The 19,465-nt window shown below is 67.2% G+C and carries 20 protein-coding genes; 12 read left to right on the forward strand and 8 right to left on the reverse strand.

Going from position 1 to position 19,465, the window contains the following annotated elements:
• Together AAHB16_RS29270 and AAHB16_RS29275 are read right to left on the reverse strand one after the other, a co-directional pair.
• On the reverse strand, window positions 1-939 hold a 939-nt coding region (locus AAHB16_RS29270; protein WP_342052629.1), incomplete at its 3' end, for a helix-turn-helix transcriptional regulator.
• A gap of 742 nt (window positions 940-1,681) precedes the next feature.
• Window positions 1,682-1,990: a YXWGXW repeat-containing protein gene (locus AAHB16_RS29275; protein WP_150375978.1), complete on the reverse strand. Its 309-nt coding sequence runs from the start codon at window positions 1,988-1,990 to the stop codon at window positions 1,682-1,684.
• Between the two features lie 664 nt (window positions 1,991-2,654).
• Between AAHB16_RS29275 and AAHB16_RS29280 the strand changes: the two genes are divergently transcribed.
• Complete coding sequence (locus AAHB16_RS29280) at window positions 2,655-2,801, forward strand: hypothetical protein (protein ID WP_342052630.1); 147 nt, start codon at window positions 2,655-2,657, stop codon at window positions 2,799-2,801.
• 133 nt (window positions 2,802-2,934) lie between these two features.
• On the opposite strand, the gene AAHB16_RS29285 is transcribed toward AAHB16_RS29280, so the two are convergent.
• Window positions 2,935-3,099, reverse strand: a complete 165-nt coding sequence (locus tag AAHB16_RS29285) for a hypothetical protein (protein WP_191002281.1) — start codon at window positions 3,097-3,099, stop codon at window positions 2,935-2,937.
• A 279-nt stretch (window positions 3,100-3,378) separates the two neighbouring features.
• Here AAHB16_RS29285 and AAHB16_RS29290 point away from each other — a divergent pair, with 279 nt between their 5' ends.
• Window positions 3,379-4,131 (forward strand): phosphoribosyltransferase, encoded by a 753-nt coding sequence (locus AAHB16_RS29290; RefSeq protein WP_150377451.1) that lies wholly within the window; start codon window positions 3,379-3,381, stop codon window positions 4,129-4,131.
• Here the strand turns inward: AAHB16_RS29290 and AAHB16_RS29295 are convergent.
• From AAHB16_RS29295 to AAHB16_RS29310, 4 genes are all read right to left on the reverse strand, one after another.
• Window positions 4,106-4,603, reverse strand: coding sequence for a LeuD/DmdB family oxidoreductase small subunit (locus tag AAHB16_RS29295; protein WP_150375980.1), 498 nt, complete (start codon window positions 4,601-4,603; stop codon window positions 4,106-4,108). The two genes, AAHB16_RS29290 and AAHB16_RS29295, sit on opposite strands and share 26 nt — an antisense overlap.
• Window positions 4,604-4,643: 40 nt before the next feature.
• Entirely contained in the window at window positions 4,644-5,930 is a 1,287-nt protein-coding gene (locus AAHB16_RS29300) for a 3-isopropylmalate dehydratase large subunit (protein WP_342052631.1), read from the reverse strand.
• Entirely contained in the window at window positions 5,927-6,913 is a 987-nt protein-coding gene (locus AAHB16_RS29305; protein ID WP_150375984.1) for a tripartite tricarboxylate transporter substrate binding protein, read from the reverse strand. Before AAHB16_RS29305 ends, AAHB16_RS29300 begins: the two co-directional genes overlap by 4 nt.
• Window positions 6,914-6,999: 86 nt before the next feature.
• Window positions 7,000-7,785: a GntR family transcriptional regulator gene (locus tag AAHB16_RS29310; protein WP_150375986.1), complete on the reverse strand. Its 786-nt coding sequence runs from the start codon at window positions 7,783-7,785 to the stop codon at window positions 7,000-7,002.
• Window positions 7,786-8,411: 626 nt separating this feature from the next.
• Between AAHB16_RS29310 and AAHB16_RS29315 the strand changes: the two genes are divergently transcribed.
• The 8 genes from AAHB16_RS29315 to AAHB16_RS29350 all read left to right on the forward strand — a co-directional run bounded on the left by AAHB16_RS29315 (window position 8,412) and on the right by AAHB16_RS29350 (window position 16,735).
• On the forward strand, window positions 8,412-9,932 hold the full coding sequence (locus tag AAHB16_RS29315) for a hypothetical protein (protein WP_150375988.1): 1,521 nt from the start codon (window positions 8,412-8,414) through the stop codon (window positions 9,930-9,932).
• Window positions 9,933-10,121: 189 nt separating this feature from the next.
• Window positions 10,122-10,517, forward strand: coding sequence for a hypothetical protein (locus AAHB16_RS29320; protein ID WP_150375990.1), 396 nt, complete (start codon window positions 10,122-10,124; stop codon window positions 10,515-10,517).
• Complete coding sequence (locus AAHB16_RS29325) at window positions 10,514-11,236, forward strand: C39 family peptidase (protein ID WP_342052632.1); 723 nt, start codon at window positions 10,514-10,516, stop codon at window positions 11,234-11,236. Before AAHB16_RS29320 ends, AAHB16_RS29325 begins: the two co-directional genes overlap by 4 nt.
• Window positions 11,237-11,247: 11 nt before the next feature.
• A complete protein-coding gene (locus AAHB16_RS29330) occupies window positions 11,248-12,363 on the forward strand; it encodes a hypothetical protein (protein ID WP_342052633.1) in 1,116 nt (371 codons plus the stop codon).
• Between the two features lie 71 nt (window positions 12,364-12,434).
• Window positions 12,435-13,874: an acetate kinase gene (locus tag AAHB16_RS29335; protein WP_150375996.1), complete on the forward strand. Its 1,440-nt coding sequence runs from the start codon at window positions 12,435-12,437 to the stop codon at window positions 13,872-13,874.
• Window positions 13,875-14,042: 168 nt separating this feature from the next.
• On the forward strand, window positions 14,043-14,555 hold the full coding sequence (locus AAHB16_RS29340; protein WP_150375998.1) for a DUF1269 domain-containing protein: 513 nt from the start codon (window positions 14,043-14,045) through the stop codon (window positions 14,553-14,555).
• A 224-nt stretch (window positions 14,556-14,779) separates the two neighbouring features.
• The gene (locus AAHB16_RS29345) at window positions 14,780-15,916 is read left to right on the forward strand and encodes an ABC transporter substrate-binding protein (protein ID WP_150376000.1); all 1,137 of its coding nucleotides are present in this window, start codon (window positions 14,780-14,782) and stop codon (window positions 15,914-15,916) included.
• Between the two features lie 42 nt (window positions 15,917-15,958).
• A complete protein-coding gene (locus tag AAHB16_RS29350) occupies window positions 15,959-16,735 on the forward strand; it encodes an SDR family oxidoreductase (protein ID WP_150376002.1) in 777 nt (258 codons plus the stop codon).
• Here AAHB16_RS29350 and AAHB16_RS29355 read toward each other — a convergent pair.
• Window positions 16,717-17,601: a LysR family transcriptional regulator gene (locus AAHB16_RS29355; RefSeq protein ID WP_150376004.1), complete on the reverse strand. Its 885-nt coding sequence runs from the start codon at window positions 17,599-17,601 to the stop codon at window positions 16,717-16,719. The two genes, AAHB16_RS29350 and AAHB16_RS29355, sit on opposite strands and share 19 nt — an antisense overlap.
• 112 nt (window positions 17,602-17,713) lie before the next feature.
• On the opposite strand from AAHB16_RS29355, the gene AAHB16_RS29360 reads away from it, so the two are divergent.
• Together AAHB16_RS29360 and AAHB16_RS29365 are read left to right on the forward strand one after the other, a co-directional pair.
• Window positions 17,714-19,075 carry an acyclic terpene utilization AtuA family protein gene (locus AAHB16_RS29360; protein WP_150376006.1) on the forward strand — a complete coding sequence of 454 codons (1,362 nt, stop codon included), beginning with the start codon at window positions 17,714-17,716 and terminating at the stop codon, window positions 19,073-19,075.
• Window positions 19,076-19,088: 13 nt separating this feature from the next.
• Window positions 19,089-19,433, forward strand: coding sequence for an AtuA-related protein (locus AAHB16_RS29365; RefSeq protein ID WP_150376008.1), 345 nt, complete (start codon window positions 19,089-19,091; stop codon window positions 19,431-19,433).
• Window positions 19,434-19,465 lie beyond the last annotated feature (32 nt).

Below are 19,465 nucleotides of genomic sequence, written 5' to 3' on the forward strand. Positions count from 1 at the left end.
CAGGGCGGTGCTTTCGTAGCCGGCGCCGTCGCTACGCTTGGCAATCACCGGCCGCGGCCGGCTATCGCGCGCGATGCGTTCGTCGCCGCTGACGATGCGCTCGTCGCCGCTCACCCACTCAAGTGTCGCGCCACGCTGCAACGCTGCGTAGACGGCCTCTCCCTTGTTGCGGACCTTGAGCCGCTGATACAGCGTGCAGGCATGGCTCTTCACCGTGGCCACCGAGATATTCAGCATGCGGCTGACCGTCTTGATCGGATAGCCCCGCGCGAGCAACACGAGTACCTCATATTGACGCGGCGTGATCTTGAGCATCTCCGCCTCGTCGTAGCTGGGCTCGTCCTCGGTGCCGGGCTGCGGCAGGACCGACTGGCTCACGGCGCCGCGCAGTGCCGCGCGCGGCGTACTGGCGCATGCGGCGAGCGCATGCGGGTCCGCCTGCACGGTAGAGGTCAGTGGCAGCGGCGCGGCGGAAGCGAGCGATGGTGTGGCCGGCAGCGCGGAACGCGATGCGGCCGGTGCGGTGGTCAGTGCCGTGGTGGACGCCGCCGACTCGCCCGAGAACACCAGGCCATGCACGCTCGAGATGGCCAGGCGGATGGCCGCCTCGATCACCGCGAGCGATGCGGACTTCGGCAGGCATCCACAGATGCCGCGCGCGGCTTCCGCGCAGGGCAGATGCAGCGGCAGCGTGTCCGTCAGAACGAGAATGCGCTGGGGCGAAAGCCGATCGCGGGCGAATTCGAGTTGTTGCCAGCCTGCGGCGGTATCGGCGGGCATGCCGAACACCATGAGATCCGGATTGCAATGCTGCGCGTCCAGTCGCGCGAGGTCTGCCGGCGCGGTCGCCAGCACATGTCCCCATTCCTGAATATTTTCGAGCATCTGCAGGAGGCCGAGCCGCAATAGCGGGTGCTCCTCGATCAGCAAGGCGTTCATTCTTTTTTCACTCCCCGTTGGTGGGCAGGCATGCGGGGCGCTTTGCGTGCGGGTTCTCTTCAGACAGGACGGACGCATCGCGCTTCCGCCGTTCCAGCCGATAACCCGTGCTTCCGTGTCAGGCGATGTCCCCTTGTATGGATGGACTTGTTCGCGAAGACCGGAAGTATGACCCGAACCCGAACCCGAAAAATCTCGCTCCTAAATCGGATTAAATTCATCTTATGGGCTGGTCCGACTGAAAGCAAGCGACCGGATTTCGGGAGGAGTCAGGGCTGAATGAACTAAAACTCATAATCCCTCGGCGACAAGGGCGTGCCCTAGTTCGTTTGGTTGCCAGTGTATGTCCGACAGCATCTGACGGGGCCTGCACGGTCGGTTGCATCCGTGAAACAGGGGTCGTGCAAGTCGTGTCAATACTGCAACTCTTCAAAATGCCAGAGGCACAATGAATAACGAATTCTCACCCCTTCGGGGCATTTGATTTGTAAATGTGTCGACTCATGACGCAATGATGAAACCAATGAAAAAAATGCACTGTCGTCCGAATCGGTATCACTGCGCGAGTGGGGGATACATGCGGCCTAGTTCGTAAGGATGAGTCCCGCTTCGTGCTGCCGGATGAGGCGCGCCGCGCGCGGATGCGGACGCGCCGCTTTCGTTCCGGCCATTGCAACGCGCTTCAATCCAACCGTGGATGAAGGCGGTCTGACATCGCGGCGCGATGTCAGACACCGTCATGTCAGCGTACCCAGCGGCCCGGACGCAACACCCAGCCGCGCGGTGTCTGGACCCAGCGCTCCGGCACGTAGCGATAGCCCGGACGCGCGTTCTGCCAATAGCCGCCGCGCCACTGATAGCCGCCACGGTTGCCCACGTAATGGCCGGGCACCCAGACCTGTCCCGGGCGCGCCATCGGCCGGCCTTCGGCACGGGGCGGGGGCGGGGCGTGCGTGTAGGCGGGCGGGCCATAGGCTTCCGCCGGTGCGATCAGTCCGAAGGCGCCGCCAGCGGCGAGAATGGCGGCGGCAAGCATAAGCTGGCGTTTCATGATGTGGCTCCTTTCGATCGACGTTGAACGGGCGTCGGCTTAATAGCGGTAACGGTCACCGCGGTGATAGTGGGGGCCGTCGGGCGGCACGACGATGCATGCCGACAGGAGGGACGTGGCGGCGGTCAGCAGGACCACCAGGGCAATGGCGCGTTTCATTTGGGCTCCATGTACGGGACGCGTTGAACACGGCTTCAATGTAGCGAGGCGTCCGCTGCCCGCGCGGTTGCACTTGTAAGGCTGTTTCTCACGATATCTGCCTGGTCAGAGGTCTTCGGGCGTGTGTTCCTGCAACCCGCCAGCCCTTGTGGGGCAAGGCTTGGCGGGGATGTGACGGAGGCGTTGCGAAGCGGGTCCGACGTGTGGGCGCCAATAATGTGGCGTTACATCGGAAATGACTGCTGCAAGGTTTGGAGGGGGATCGCGGTCGCGATCGATGCGGCCGCGTCAAACGGCAGCCACGCAGAAACGGGTACGCAAGGGGAAGAAACGAGACAGGAAAGCGGACGGCGCGCGGTCGGGGCATTCCCCGCGCCGGTGCGCCGGAATGGTGGCATTATCCCTCTTACGCCCCACGTCGCGTCATGGCGCGCGTGGCGCGGTACCCCGGCGATGGCATGAAGCTTGCGCCATCGTGACCGCCGTATTCCCCAGGGAGGACGTCATGCCGGTCATGTTCATCGTGCTGATCCTGCAGGCGCTCGAAGGGCTCAACCCGCTGACCGTGCCGCAGTTCGCGCGCGCTCACATTGGCGATGTCACCGCTCGCGCCGAGTATGTGGCGCCCATCGAGCAGGCCCAGGGACCCTGAGCACGGCGACCGGTCATCATCCGTCCGGCAACGATCTGTCCGACAGGTTTTTGCCCTATGCGATGTACTCACAGGGCACCGGGGCGGCGGGCCGCGAAACGGCCAGCCGCCCTGGAAATTTCCGCCTGGGATCTCAGCCGAAGTATTCGTTGTAGTAGCGGGTGCAGGTGCCCGACTGGCTGAACGTGTACGGTAGCTCCGCCATGGCCGCTGCTTCCAGCGAGCCGAAGGGAATGTCGAGTTCGAGGTCGAAACGGTTGGCTTCTGCGTCGGTCCGGTTATGAGTTTGCGGATTCACGATATCGCTCTCTTCGGTTGTCGGACCGGGTGGGTCCGAGGGGTTGTGCCGGGTAGTCTGGAGGGCGGAGGTATCCGCCACGACTCGATCCTAATCAACCCGGCCGCGGAGATCATCGCCCTGTCGCTGAAAACACTGTTTCAGATCTCTTATCAATCGTGTTTGCCTATCGGTCCGATAGTGCATTCCACGCAATAACCGAAATGTGCGGCCGCGCACGTCCGCGACAGGTCTATAGTGGCTGGGTGACACCGTCCGGGGATCGCCATGACGCCGCCCATGCAGTTTCCGCCCTGCTTCGCCGACCGTCGCGAAGCCGGCCGCTATCTCGGCCGCCGCCTCGCGGAGCTCGGCTATGCCGGCCGGGGCGATCTGCTCGTCCTGGCGCTGCCGCGCGGCGGCGTGCCCGTGGGATTCGAAGTGGCACGCGCGCTCGATGCCGCGCTGGATGTGCTCCTGGTCCGCAAGATCGGCGCGCCGGGCTACCCGGAGCTCGCGCTCGGTGCCGTGGTCGAGGGCAGCATGGAGGGCCGGCCACCCTTTACGGTGACCAATGACGATACCTGGGCCCGCCGCGCCGTGGAGAGTGGGATGTTCGCGGCCGAACGCGGGCGCCAGCTCGACGAGATCTGCCGGCGACAGCAGCGATACCGCCAGGGACGTCCCGTTGCCGCGCTCGCGGGCCGGCACGTGATTGTCGTGGACGACGGCGTGGCGACCGGCGCGACGATGCGCGCGGCGCTCGCCAGCGTGCGAGCGGCCGGTGCCGCCGGGGTCGTGGCGGCCTTGCCCGTGGGTGCCATGCAGGGCCTGTTAACGCTGGCATCGGTTGCCGACGCGGTGATCTGCCTCAACACCCCGCCCGAATTCGGCGCGGTGGGTGCTTACTATCTGGATTTCACGCAGACCAGCGACGACGAGGCGATGGCCCTGATGCGCGAGGCCGCCATGTGGCCGCCATTGCGGCCCCCGCAGGTGTCGCCGCAGCCGTCGATGCCGCGTGGCGTCACTGCGGGCCCAGGCGCGCCTTGAGGTGCGGCACGAGCCCGCCCGCGGCGAGCATCTCGCGCAGGAAGTCGGGCACCGGCTCGCAGGCGACGGCGGTGCCGTCGGCAAGCCGTAGCGCGGCGCGATCGAGATCGAAAGTCACGTCGAGCCCGTCGGCCAGTGGTGCCGTATCGGGGCAGACGAGCACGGGCAGCCCGAGATTGAGCGCGTTGCGATAGAACAGCCCGGCGAAGGACGGCGCGATGACGGCCGCCACGCCGAGATGCCGCAGCGCCTGCGGCGCCTGCTCGCGGGACGAGCCCATGCCGAAGTTCGCGCCGCCGACCACCACGTCGCCGCGACGCACGCCGGCGGGAAACTCCGGCCGGAGGTTCTCGAGGCAATGCCGGGCGAGCGCGTCGATGCCGCCTTTCATATGCGCGCCCGGCGCCATGGCGTCGGTATCGACGTTGTCGCCAAAGCGCCAGATGCGGCCGGTGGATGTGCAAGGGGTCATGCGATGCAAATGGCGGTTGGCAAGGGTCGGCGGAAACCCGTCACGCGAGCAACGCGCGCGGATCGGTGATGCGGCCCGTCACGGCCGTCGCCGCGACGGTGAGTGGCGATGCCAGCCATACCGCGCTGCCGGCATCGCCCATGCGTCCGGCAAAGTTGCGCGCCGTCGAGGCGATCGCGCGACTGTTCTCGGGGAACCGTGTGGCGCCATAGCCCGCGCAGGCATTGCAGGCGTTTGGCAGCAGTTCGGCGCCGGCGTCGATCAGCGCGGCGAGCGTCCCTTCGTCGGCCGCCTGTTGCTGGTCGCGCAGCGAGGCCGGTGCCACGCGCAGCGACACGCCCTGGGCCACCCGGCGTCCGCGCAGTACGCGCGCGGCCATGCGCAGGTCCTCGAGCTTGGCGCCCGTGCAGGCACCCAGATAGGCGATGTCGATCGGCGTGCCGGCCGCCATGTCGACGGCCGCGCTGTTGGCCGGCGAGTGCGGCGCCGCGACCTGGGGCGCGAGGCGCGAGGCATCGAAGCGATGATGCGCGAGCAGCGGCGCGTCATCGTCGCTGCGCCAGTGCGGGAGATCGAGCGCGGCAAGCCGTTCCGCATCGACGCCCGCCTGCGCGAGCCACGCGAGCGTCGTGGCGTCGGGCGCGATTAGCCCCGTCTGTGCGCCGAGCTCGGTGCTCATGTTCGTCAGCGTCATGCGTTCCTGCATCGGCAGCGCGGCCACGGCGTCGCCCGTGTACTCGATGGCCTCGTAGCGGCCGCCTGCAAGGCCGAGCTCCGCGCACAGGAACAGCATCATGTCTTTCGCGCAGACACCGTCCGCAAGCTGCCCATGCCACTCGAGGCGGATGGTCTGCGGCACGCGTAGCCAGATCTCGCCCGTGGCCAGCACACCGGCCATCTCGGTGGCGCCGATGCCGAACATGTACGCGCCGAACGCGCCGCCGGTGGGACTATGGCTGTCCCCGCCGACGATAAAGCGCCCGGGCAGCACGTGCCCGCGCTCGGGCAGCACGACATGGCAGATGCCCTCGCCGTCGATGAAATGCCGGAGCCCCGCCTCGCGGACCCAGTCGCGCGTGAAACGCACGATCTGCTCGGCCTCCGCGTCGCCGGCGGGCACGTAGTGGTCGGTCACCACGACGTACTTCTCGGGGTCCCACACCTTTGCGCCGAGTTCGCGCAGCATCGGTGCGACGCGTCGCGGTCCGCTGGAGTCGTGCGACATCGCGAGGTCGACCTTGCACATCACGACCGTCCCCGGCGTGGCATGCGGCACGCCGGCCGCGCGCGCGACGAGTTTCTGCGCGAGCGTGGCGGACCGTGTCATTCGGGTTGGGCTCCGGAGTAGCGGACCACGGTGGCCCAGCGCTTGACGTCCTGCCGCACGAAATTACCGAATGCTTCGGGCGGCATGGCCTGGGGCTGGGCGCCATCCGCCTCGAGGCGCTTGCGCACGTCGGGCGTGTCGAGGCCGTGGCGCGCCGCCTGATAGATCGCCTGCGTGAGTTCCGGCGGCAGGTTCGCGGGCCCGAACAGGCCGAACCACGCGCTCGACTCGAAGCCCTTGACGGTCGCACCGATCGGCTGCGCATTGGGGAACTGCGGCAACGGCGTGGGGCTCGTCACGCCGAGCACCTTCAGCCGTCCGGCCTTCACGTGCCCCGCCACGTTCAGCGTGCTCGCGAACATCAGATCGACCTGGCCCGCGAGCAAGTCGGTGAGCGCTGGTGTCGTGCCCTTGTAGGGGATGTTCACGATGTACGTGCCCGTCATCATCTTGAACATGTCGCCGGCCAGATGGACGGACGACCCGACCGCCCCGATGCCGAAGTTCAGCTTGCCGGGTTCGCTGCGCGCCAGCCGGATCAGCTCGGGAATATTGTTGGCGGGCAGCCTGGGCGTGGCCACGAGCACGCTCGGGACGGTGGCCACGAGGGTGATCGGCGTGAAATCCTGAATCGGATCGAAGGGCAGCTTCTTGTAGAGCGTCGCGTTGATCGTATGGCTCGTGAAGCTCATCAGCAGCGTGGTGCCGTCGGCCGGACTCTTGGCGACGAGGTCCGCCGCGATATTGCCGCCGGCACCGGGACGGTTGTCGACGACGACCGGCTGGTCGAGCTCCCGCGACATCTCCTGCGCGATCGTGCGCGCCAGCGTGTCCGTCGTACCGCCGGCGGGCGCGCCCACGAGTATGCGGATGGGTTTGCCGCCTGCGACGGCCGCGTGCGCCGCCTGCGCGAGCGGCATCAGCGAGACCAGGGCAAGGCAGGCGAGACGGGGCGCCCAGGAGGCGGGACGAACGACTGGCATGACGAAGGCTCCTCGACAGCGATCAGGGAGTGCACAGTATCTCGCGCGAAACAGCGCCGGGAAAGACGTGGGCGCGTGCGCCCGTCCTAGTCGCGCAGTCCGGTACGCGCTTCGTTCTCGACCCAGACGTTGGCGCTGTCGCCGCCCATGGGCGACAACTCCATGCGGTACTCGTAGCGATCGGGCCGATACTGTCCGAGCAGAAACTGCACGGGTCGGCCGGCCTTGTCCAGCACCACCCGGCGCACCGCGAGCAGCGCGCCGCCAACGGGCACGTCGAGCAGCGGGGCCACGACCACGTCGGCCAGGCGCGCGGTCAGCACCTGCGTGGCGCGCCCGAGTTCGACGCCGGTGTTCTGGATCAGGCGAAGCATCGGCGTGGTCTCGAGATCCTTGCGGGTAATCGAGCGGCCGAGCTCCGCGGGAAGATACGCGGTGATATGGGACAGCGGGCGATTACGGTAATGACGCACGCGCACGACCTTCACGACCGCATCGCCGACCTGCAGCTGCAGCGCTTCGGCGACGTCGGGGGTGGCGTGGACCTCGTCGATCGATACCACCTTGACGGAGGTCTTCTCGCCCATGTCGATGATATGGCCGAGCAGGCTGCTCGTGGAACGTTCCTCGGCCGCCACCGCCGGCTTGACCGGATGCGGATTCACGAACGTGCCGAGGCCGCGATGACGGCGGACCAGGCCTTCCTGTACGAGGCGGTCGAACACGCGGCGCATCGTCACGCGCGAGGCGTGGAACTGCTTCGCGAGGTCGATTTCACCGGGCAGCGGACCCTGGCCGAATCGGCCTTCGACGATCTGCTGGCGGAGCACCACGTAAATCTGGTGATACAGGGGAACGACGGCTTCACTCATGGTATGCCTTGGCGATCAGCGCTGACATGTCCGAACGCCACTAATGTACTGTAAATCAGACATAGAGCCTAGCATGAATCTCGCGCGCCGTTCGGCTCGCCGTGCAGGCCCGCTCGCGTTTCTGTTGCAACGTCGCATCGGCCGGATTTCCATATCGGCGCGCTGGCTGCGTTCGATATATCTGCATGCGCGCCGTTCGTCAAAGCAGACATCGATGCGTTCGCCAGCACACCGCCGCCCTCGCTGTTTCACTGCCGAAACCGCGTCAGGGGCTGCGGGCTTTCCCCTAAGCCTTCCGCTAAATCCTTGAATAAACGGCCTTTTCGCGGAATTGCGGCGAGAGGCCTACGGGTCTGGGCAAAAGCGCTGTCACAGCGGTGTGACATGTCTAGTGCGGTTCACAGGACCGTGGCGTGCGAAGGCGAGGAAATTCCGGTGTCCGAAGCGGGTGTGACCACTCGGTACGTCTTGTATTTCAAGGCATTACAAGCGTGTTAGCGAGCGCTGGCATTGATTATGCGCAAGTGGAGGCTGGTTTGGCGTCTTGCCGGACCGGAACCTTCAGCCATCGTTCTCGAGAGCGCTGCTGGAGCTGAGCCGCTGAACAAACTTCCTGGGAGCATCGTATGAAAAAGACATTAATCGCGTCGGCGATCGCACTGACCTTCATTGGAGGTCAAGCCCTCGCGCAGTCGAACAGAAACGATTCGGGCGACGGCAACAATACGCAGACTGCAACGGACAGCAGCACGCACACGAGCACCAGGACGAACACCAACACCGAGACGAAGAGCTACTCCAACACCGAGACGAAGTCCAATACCGAAACCAAGACCAACACGGTGATGCTGACGTCCAACAAGACGAGCACCAGCACCCGTAACACCACCACCAACCGCGCGAACCTAGACGTCGATGGCTTCGGCACCGCCGCAGCCGCGAACGGCAGCACCGCGACCGCGAACTTCAGCAACGCGTTCAACTCGAGCAAGGCGATCGCGCTGTCCAAGCTGAGCGGCACGGTGACCGGCAACTCCGTCAGCAACATTGGCAACTATGCCACCAACAGCGGCAATGCCAACGGCGCCACGGGCGGCGCGGGCGGCCGCGGCTACGGCGGCACGGGCAATGGCGGGTCCGGCGGCAACGGCGGCAACGGTGGCGCCAGCGGCAACGGCGGTGCCGGCGGCAATGGCGGCTCGGCGACCAACGGCAGCGCCACTGCCGGCGGCGTGACCAACGGCAGCGCAACGGCCGGTATCGGTGGTGACGGCGGCCGTGCCAGCGGTTATGGCGGCGACGGCGGCAACGCTTCGTCGCGCGGCGGCAGCGCCCTGACGGCGAGCCTCGGCGCTGGCGGCAACGGTGGCCGGTCCAGCAGCAGCGGCGGCAGCAGCGGCTCCGGCGCAGCCGGTGGCGACGGCGGCCGCGGTGGCTACGCAGCGGGCCTGGGCGGCAGCGCCCTCGGCGCGAGCGGTGCCCTCGGCGGCCTGAGCGCGGCCGGCGGCAGCCGTGGCAGCGAACGTGGCGATGGCGCCGGCGGTACCACCTCGACCACCGCGGGCGCGGGCGGTGCCGGAACGACCGGTGCCACCACGGCCATGGCGGGCGCGGGCACGGGCACGGGCGGCGCGGGCGGTGCGGGCGCAAGCGGCACGGCCACTTCGACCGGCGGCGCGGCCACGAGCACCGGCGGTGCTGGCGGCGCGGCGACCTCGACTGCCGGGGCTGCAACGGCTGGCGCGGCCACGGCAACGGGCGGCGCGGGCGGCGCGCAAACGAGCGTGGCGGGCGCGGGCGGTGCTGGCGGTGCGGCGACCAACGGCAGCGCAACGTCGATGGCCTCGAACGGTAGCGCCACGGCCGGCAACGGCGCGGTGGGCGCAACGTCGGGTGCCGGCGGCGCTGGCGCCGCGGGTGGCACGGGCATGGGCGGTACGGGCGGCGCCGGCAACGGTGCGGTCGGTGGCGCTGGCGGCAACGGCGGCTACAACATGGTCGATGCCGGCTCGTTCAACATGTCCAACGCCATGACCAGTGTCGGTCAATCGGCGGCGGGCATCATGATCGCCAACCAGAACAGCGGTATCTCTTCGCTGGTGCAACAAAGCGTCAACGTGCAGGCCAACCTGTCGGTCGGCCGCTGATGCGGGACGGCATCGACCGGGCCGCGTCCTCGCGGGCGCTTCCGGCCGGTGCCGCCGCGACAAGCGTACGACTGGGCCGTCACGCCGCGTGTTCGCACGCGCGCGTGACGGTTAGGCTCGGAGAAGCCTGACCGTTCCATCGCGCAAGGTCCCGACGGGCCCGCGCGCGGGGAATCAAGGAGACGCACCATGCGAGCGCATCGCTTTGCCGTCATCACCGTGACGGCCCTGCTGGCCTGGCCAGCGCTGCATGCCACTGCCGGTCCGCCGGACGAGGTGGCATCCGCATCGGTATCGACATCGGCTACCGAATCCGTCAACCGGCCCAATCCTTTCGCCGCGTCCGCGCGGGCGGTGTCGAGCGAGAAGCTCGAGGGCGTGCGGGGCGGCGCTGAAACCGTGGTCAACGACATGAAGCTGCACGGCACCGTTGCCGATAACGCCGCGATCAACGTCAGGTCGGGCAGCAACGCGATTGCCGACGGTTCGTTCGCCAATTCCGCGGGTCTGCCGACCGTGATCCAGAACACGGGGTCCAACGTGCTGATCCAGAACGCAACGATTCTCAACGTCCAGTTCAAATGAAGACGCTCGCGCGCCGTATGCTGTGGCTCGCGGCTTCGGCCGCCGCCATCGTGGGATCGTTCGCCGCCGCACCGCTCGCCTCCGTGGCGCGCGCCGATACGATCCAGCTTCCCGGCCAGAACGGCAACGTTTATACGGTGCCCGTGACGAGCCTGCGCGAGGCGCGCTTCCGCACAACCGTCAAGCAGCAGTTCGACTTCAGCTGCGGCTCGGCTGCCGTGGCCACGCTGCTGACCTATCAGTACGGCTATCCCGTGACCGAGCAGGTCGTGTTCGCCAACATGTACGTCAATGGCGACCAGGCCAAGATTCGCGCCGAGGGATTCTCGCTGCTCGACATGAAGCGTTTTCTCGAATCGCGCGGCTTTCTGGCGGATGGCTATGAGGTGCCGCTGTCCAAGCTCGAGGAAACGCAGGTCCCGGCGATCGTACTGATCGTCGAGAACGGCTATCACCATTTCGTGGTGGTGAAGGGAGTCAAAGGCAATCGCGTGCTGATCGGAGATCCGGCACGCGGCACGCGCGCGCTCGAGCGTGAGCACTTCGAACGGATCTGGGACAGCAACCTGCTGTTCGTGATCCACAATCGCACCGAGAACGCCCGCTTCAATCTCGCGGCCGACTGGCGTGTTGCGCCAACAGGTCCATACTCAATGGGAGTCAACCGCGACAGTCTGTTCTTCACCGTCATGCCCAAGCATGGCGCCAGCGATTTCTGAGGAACATCATCATGGTTCAGACAACCGCATCACACGCGCCTCGCCGCGCGGCGGTTCCGGCCGCGGCGGCAATGCTGCTTGGCGCGGGACTCGCCTGTGCCGGCCAGGCGCAGGCGAGCATCGGCGGGACGGAGGCCGTCAACCCCGACCTTGCCGCAACGCCAGCGTCGATCAGCACGGGCCTGGCCGAAGAGGCCGTCGCCGCGCCCATCGACGTCGCCGTCCCTGTCGCGATGGCATTGGCCGAGCCGTTGCCGTCCACAGCCGCCGTTCCCCCCGCCGTGCCCGCCATCGCCCGTGCCGACGCACTCGCGCTGCTTGCCGCCGTGGCCGCGGAACCGCCGGCCCCACCCGTCGCGCGCCGCGCGCGGGACGAAATGGCCAAGGCCATGGACCTCGCCGAGCGCGAACCCGCGCGCGTGGCCCACGCGCGGAACGACATGGCCAAATGGAAACCGGTTGCGCACGCAAAGCTCGACGAGGCGCGCGGCGGCTTCGATGTCGGCGGCCTGCAGGTCGGCTTCGGTATCGATCGCGCGGTCTACGTCAATGGCTCGCTTGCCGTGGCCACCAGCATTTCGATTCCTGACGTGAGCCGCATCACCGCGGCGCAGGCCGCGCAGCTGCAACAGGCGCTTGGCGGTGTCGCCGCCGCCGTCGCCCAGGCCAACACGGCGGCCAACAGCGCGGTTGCCGCGGCAAACGCGGCTGCTGCCGATGCACGGGCACAGGCAGGACAGGCTGGCGCCGCCGCGCAGGCGACCGCCGCGGGCGCCGTGGCCGCCGCCACCGGCGCGGCGGGCAGCAGCGCGTCGGCGAGCAGCGGTCCCGCGACGGGCGCGTCCGCCTCGGCGACCGGCGCGAGTGGGCTGCCGACGAGCATCGTGGCTACCGCCACGGGCACGGTGGCGACGAACGGATTGTCGAACGTCGTGCAGAACGGCACGGGCAATACCGCGAACATAGGTGCGATGGCGAACATGCCAGCGACCGTCATCCAGAATACGCTCAACAACCAAAGCATCCAGAGCCTGATGACGATCAGCGCGAGCGTGAACACGCTCGCCGCATTCCGGGCGCAAGTCGCCAACACAGCCTTGAACAGCGTGATTCAGCGCATGAGGTAAGCGCCCAGTCGATACAGGCAATCAGGTAGCGGGCTCCTGCAAATCAGCCCGTCCCGGGGGAGGGAGACGTCATGAAGAAGCGTTCGCTGCAGGGCATCGGCTTTGCCGGTTGCTCGACGATGCTGCTGCTCGGCGGTCTGAGCCAGGCCCAGACCGTCCCGGACGGCGGGCCACCAGGCGTGGCCAAGCTCGAAAGCCTGCAGAAGGAACTGGCGGAACAAGCCAGACAGCTCGAGCAGATGAAGCGCGCACTTGCGGAACAGGAAGCCACCATCCGCGAATTGCGCAACGTGATGACCAACGATTCACTCGCGCGCAAGCGCGGGGGCCAGCGTACCCCGAGCGACGCGGCCACCAGCGCCGCGGCGGCCGGAGCCGGCTCGAGCGCGACACAGATCAACAACACCGTTCAACAGGGCATGCAGGCGCAGCAGGAAGCGCCGCAGGCCGTGCAGCCGGGCGGGCGCGGCAGTGCCCAGGGCGCGCAGGCCGGGGAATCGATGGCGGGGCCCGCGGTCGAGGAACCCGTCGGCCGTCCGCCCGAGTCCGACGGCCGCCCTCCGGAAATCGCGCCGATCTTCGATCAGCCGGGCGTGCTCACGCCGCAGGGCAAGATCGTCGTCGAACCGAGCTTCCAGTACGGCTACTCGTCGAACAATCGCGTCGCGCTGGTCGGCTACTCGGTGATCCCTGCCGTGCTCATCGGCCTGATCGACGTGCGCGAGGTCAAGACCACGACATACCTGAGCGCGGTCGCATTGCGCTACGGCATCACCAAGCGGCTCGAGATCGAAGCGAAGGTGCCATACGTGCATACGAGCGGGCAGACCGTGAGCCGCGAGGTCTTCACCGGTACCGCGGTCGATAACGTGTTCAACGCGAGCGGCAGCGGCCTTGGCGACGTCGAAGCGACCCTGCGCTACCAGCTGAACTACGGCAACGAGAAGATGCCGTACTTCATCGGCTGGTTCCGCTACAAGTCCAATACCGGCAAGGATCCGTTCGAAGTGGTCACTGACTGCGTGACACGCTGCGTGAGCAATACCACCGGCACGGGCCTGCCCCTGGGCATGCCGACCGGCACCGGCTTCCAGGCGGTCCAGCCAGGTGTGACGTGGCTGCTGCCGACCGATCCCGCAGTGTTCTTCGGCACCTTCAGCTATCTGCACAACTTCGCGCGCGACAACGTCAGCCGCACGGTGCTGAACGGCGAGAAGGAGTTCCTGGGCAAGATCTCGCCGGGGGATATCTTCCAGTTCAACTTCGGCATGGGCCTCTCGCTGAACGAGCATGCCTCGTTCAGTATCGGCTACGACCAGAGCATCATCTGGCCGACGAAACTGAACGGTCAGACGATTCCGGGCTCGGTGCGGATCACGCAGGGCACGCTGCTCGTGGGCTACTCGTACCGTTTCAATCAGCGCTACACGCTCAACCTGTCGGTGGGCGCGGGCCTGACGCGCGATACGCCGGACCTGACGGTGACACTGCGCCTGCCTATCACGTTCTGACCGTTGTGACGTGCGAGGGGTGATGCGTGGCGCGCTTGCGTGACCTGCATCACCCCTCGCTCCGTATGCGCCTTGCGCTTGCAAAGCCGACGGCGTAAAACGGATCTAACCGTCCCGCACGACGGATCACCTCAAGAACGGGGGGCGGCCTGACCGAGGAGAATAGCCATGCGCAAAAGAATCTTCTGGTTACTGCCCGACCTGCCCAGCGCGCGACGAACGATGGACGACCTCCTGCTCGCGCGCATCGAAACTCGACATATCCACTTCGTCGCGCGCGACGGCACCGACATGAACGGATTGCACGAGGCCAACCTGTTCCAGACCTCGGACATCGTGCATGCGGCGGAGATGGGCCTCATGCTCGGGGGTGCCGTGGGCATCGTCGCCGGTGTCGTGGTGGCGATGTTCCCCATCGTCAGCGATACGCCGCAATGGGGCCTCGTCGGGGTACTCGCCGTGCTCGGCGCGGTGTTTGGCGCATGGGCCTCGAGCATGATCGGCAGCTCCGCGCCGAACAGCCGGCTGCGCGCGTTCGAGCGCGACATCGAGGAAGGCCGATTCCTGCTGATGGTCGACGTGCCGCGCGGCCGCGTGGAGGAAATCGAAGCGCTGCTGCGTACCACGCATCCGGAAGCCCGCTTCGGCGGCCTCGATCCCGCGGTACCGGCGTTCCCCTGAGCGTACCCCTGACCGTCATCGCGCCCGATGTTGCGGTGCAGTGTGCCGTCACTGCAACATCGGCACCTCGCGCGCGGCGCGGAAGTTTGCACCTTCTTACTCGTTTGCGGTAATTTGCGACTCGTGGACGCGCGTCATGCAACGTGACGCCCGTTCGCGCGCAGCGGAAAACAAATAAACACGCAGGCGATTCGTGCCACCAATGGCGCGGGAGGGGTCAGACAATGAGCGCATCATGGATGGCGCGGGGCATGCTTGCCGCCGCGCTGGGGTTTGCCGTACATACCGTCAGCGCCGAGCCCGGCATCGGCCGGAACACGATTCGTATCGGTCAATCCGCGGGTGTTACCGGGCCCGTGGCCGGGTCGGTCAAGGAACAGATATCGGGCGCGCAGGTATATCTGAACACCGTGAACGCCGCGGGCGGCATCAACGGCCGCAAGATCGAGCTGGTCACGTATGACGACGGCTTCGACGCCAAACGCACGCCGGACAACGTGCGCAAGCTGATTCAGGAAGACAAGGTGTTCGCGCTGTTCATGGTGCGCGGCACGCCGCAGAACGAAAGCATCCTGCCGCTGATCTCTGCCGAGAAGGTGCCGCTGGTCGCGCCGCTCACGGGCGCCATCACGCTGCATCGTCCCGTCAACCGCTACGTGTTCAACGTTCGCGCGAAGTATCAGGACGAAGTGGCACGCGCGATCAATCATCTGGCCACCTCGGGCATGACGCGCATCGCGATCTTCTATGCCAACGACGGCTTCGGGCAGGACGTGTACGAAGGCTTTACCACCGCCCTGCAGGCGCGTGGCGTGCAGCCCGCTGGCGCGGCATCCTATGCGCGGCCGATGGGGGATATCAGCCAGGGCGTGGCCACGCTGAACAAGGCCAATCCGCAGGCCGTGCTCGTGATCGGCTCCGGCGCGGAAGCGGCGCGCGTCATTCGCGACATGAAGCGTGGCGGCAGCCAGGCGCAGTTCGTGACGCTGTCGAACAACGCGGCCGACTCGTTTATCAGGGACCTCGGCGAAGACGGCCGCGGGCTCATCATCACGCAGGTGGTCCCGGGCACGAACTCGAGCCAGATGACGCTGGCGAGCGAGTATCGCAGCCTGGCGCGCCAGCAGAGCGTGGAGCCGACCAATGCCGGCATGGAGGGTTTCATGTCCGCCAAGGTGCTCGTCGAAGGGCTGCGCCGCGCCGGGCCCGAGCCCACGCGCGAGAAGCTCGTGAGCGCGCTCGAGAACCTGCGCGACTACGACCTCGGTGGCATCCTCATCAGCTACAGCCCCACGCGACATACGGGCTCGTCGTTCGTCGAGATGTCGATCGTGTCCTCGACGGGCAAGCTGATTCGATAGGCGGTTCCCGGTGACGCCGATGTGCTGCGGTATAGTTGCCCGATGGCAACGTCACCTTCCTCTCCTTTCTCGCTGACCGGCCGGATCGCGCTCGTGACGGGCGGCGCGCAGGGACTCGGTCAGGCCATCGCGGCCGGCCTGGCCGCCGCGGGCGCGCATGTGCTCGTCTGCGCGCGCAATGCGGAGCGCGTGGCACAGACGGTCGCGCAACTTGAAGCCGAGGGGCTGGCCGCGGAATCGCTCGTGCTCGATATCACCGACGAGGCGGCCGTGGCCGACGCGTTCGCGCGCATCGACGCCGCGCATGGACGGCTCGATATCCTCGTGAACAACGCCGGTGCGCGGCATCGCAACTCGATGGCGCACCTCGATGCCGACGACATGCGCGCGATGCTGGAGACGAATCTGATCGCGCCCTATGCGCTCTGCCGCCACGCGTCCGTGCCGATGCAGCGGCATGGCTATGGGCGCATCATCAATGTCACGTCGATCGCGGGTCAGGTCGCGCGCGCCAACGACGTGCTGTATCCCGCCACCAAGGGCGGTCTCGATGCGCTCACGCGCGCGATGGCGGCCGATCTGGGCCGGCATGGCATTACCGTCAATGCGATCGCGCCCGGATACTTCGCCACCGAACCCAACAAGGCGATGGTCGCCGACGCGTCGATCGACGCGTGGCTGCGGCAGCGTACGTCGCTGGGCCGCTGGGGACAGCCGTCCGAACTCGCGGGCGCGGCCGTGTTCCTCGCCTCGCCGTCCGCGTCGTACGTGACCGGGCAGGTCATCGCCGTCGATGGTGGCTATCTCGGCCACTTCTGACGCAGCATTTCGATCATGGCCGCGGCGGCCGAGGAGTCGCCGCGCTCCTTTAGCCGGACAAGACAGATATCGCGCACGAGCTGCGGCATCTGCATCGGACGGATGGCGAGCGCCTCGCGGCGGAACTGGAACAGCGCGAGCGCGGGCACTACGGAGATGCCGAGTCCTGCTTCGACGAGCGCGGCCACGGTGGCCAGGTGCTCGACCTCCATCACGCCGCTGAGGCGCAGAGGGTGCAGGGCCGCATCGAGATGCTGCCGTACGCTGCTCGTGCGCGATAGCTGGATGAACGGCAGCCCGGCCAGCGCCTGCGGGGCGACACGGCGCTTTCGCGCGAGTGGATGGTCGGCGCGGCAGACGAGGTGGAAGTTGTCGTGCACAAGCGGTTCGATGCGCAGATCGGCATCCTGCGCGGGCGCGGGCGCCAGCGCGAAGTCGGCCTGTCCGCGGCGGACGAGCTCGATACAGCCGTCGGCAAGCTGGTCGTGGAGCTCGAGCGCAATGCCCGGATAGCGTGCGTGGAACGCGGCCAGCAACGGCGGCAGGTCGCCCGCGGCGAGCGATGGCAGCGCGGCGATCGCCACGCGGCCCTTGCGGCGCTCGGCGTGGTCGCGCAGATCGGCAAACGCGGCCTCGAAGTCCTCGAGCAGGCGCCGTGCGACTTCCTCGAACCGCCGGCCGTCGGCGCTGAGTTCGACATGGCGGGTGGTGCGTTCGAACAACCGGCTGCCGGCCTGTTCCTCAAGTGCCTGCACGAGCGTGCTGAACGCCGATTGCGACAAATGACACGCCTGCGCCGCGCGCGTGAAATTGCGATGCGTCGCAAGCGCGACGAAGGCGCGCAGATGCCTGACGGAGATGTTCATGGGCGGCCGCCTTTCATCCAACAAACCGATAGATTAATCCAAATAATCCATTTTTTGGAACACGGAAGCCGAGCCTAAAATGGGATCGCCGCCATTCCACCCGAGGCACCCCATGACTGTCCCCATGCTGATCGGCTCCGGTGCCGGCTTCTCCGGCGACCGCACCGACGCCGCCCTGCCCGTGGTTCGCACGCTGATCGCCGCCGGCGGCCCCGCCGCGCTGATTTTCGAGACGCTTGCCGAACGCACGCTCGCCCTCGCGCAACTCGCCCGCCGCCAGGACCCGGAGCATGGTTACGAACCCCTGCTCGACCAGTTGCTGACCCCCGTGCTGGCGCTCTGCCTGAAGCACAACATTCCGATCATCGGCAATTTCGGCGCCGCCAACCCCCGCGCCGCCGCGCGGCGCATCGCCGTGCTCGCCGCGGACCTCGAACTGCCCGCTCCGCGCGTGGCCGTCGTCGAAGGCGACGACCTGTCCGGCGACGCTGGCCGTGCCCTGCTGCGCGAGCGCGTGGGCGAAAGCTTTCCCGAGGCGCGCTTCGTCTGCGCCAACGCCTATATCGGCGCGCGCGGCATCGCGGACGCGCTGCGCGACGGCGCGCAGATCGTCGTATGCGGCCGCGTGGCCGATCCCGCCCTCGCCGTCGGCCCCGCCATGGCGCATTTCGGCTGGGCATGGGACGACTGGAATCGTCTGGCCGCCGCGACCATGGCGGGCCACCTGCTCGAATGCGGCGCGCAGGTCAGCGGCGGCTATTTCGCCGATCCGGGCATGAAGGACGTCCCCGACGTGCACGCGGTGGGCTTTCCCATCGCACAGCTCGACGAAACCGGCGCCATCGAGATCTTCAAGGCCGCGAACACCGGCGGCTGTGTCGACCTGCGCACGGTCAAGGAGCAGCTGCTGTACGAGGTCCACGACCCGCGCGCCTACCTGACGCCCGACGTCGTGGCCGATATCGGCGAGGTCACGGTCGAGCAGATCGGCCCCGACCGCGTCGCCGTTCGCAATATCCGCGGGCACGCGCGTACCGAGACACTGAAGGCCAACCTGTTCTATCAGGGCGGCTGGATCGCCGAGGGCGAGATTTCCTACGCGGGTCCCAATGCCGCCGCGCGCGCGCGACTGGCCGCCGATATCGTGCGCAAGCGCATGACGATGCTCGGCTTCGACGCACACATTCGCTTCGATCTGATCGGCGTGCTGAGCGTGTTCGCCGACGACGCGGGGACCATGCTCGCCGCCACGCAGCCGGGCGAGGCCGATGCCCAGGACGTGCGGCTGCGCGCGGCGCTCGTGCACGAGGACAAGGCCGTCGCGCAGGCACTGCTGCGCGAGGTCAACACGTTATACACCTGTGGCCCGGCAGGCGGAGGCGGCGTGCGCACGGCGCTGCGCAGCCGCCTCAATGCCATGTCGTGCCTGGTGCCGCGCGCGGCGGTGTCGCCGACCTATACGTTCGTAGCCTGATCGAGAGTCCGTCATGCCATCGCCGACTACCTCCCTGTACTCGCTCGCCCACGGTCGCACCGGCGACAAGGGCGACCGCTCCAATATCAGCGTCATCGCCTACGACGCGCGCGACTTCGATCACCTTGTCGAGCACGTGACCGAAGACGCCGTCCGCGCCCTGTTCGCCCATCGCCAGCCCACGGCCGTCACGCGCTATCTGGTGCCGTCGCTGCAGGCGATGAACTTCGTGATCGACGGCGTGCTCGATGGCGGTGTCAACGACTCGCTCAATCTCGACACGCACGGCAAGGCGCTCGCGTTCCTGGTGTTGCGCATGCCGGTGCCAGTGCCGCCGCGATTGTCCGGCGGGTCCTGAGCCCGTTGCCCCCATAAAACGAATTCACCCGA

The sequence above is a fragment of the Cupriavidus sp. OTU4054 genome (assembly GCF_038440175.1).
GTDB classification, from domain to species: Bacteria; Pseudomonadota; Gammaproteobacteria; order Burkholderiales; family Burkholderiaceae; genus Cupriavidus; species Cupriavidus pauculus_D.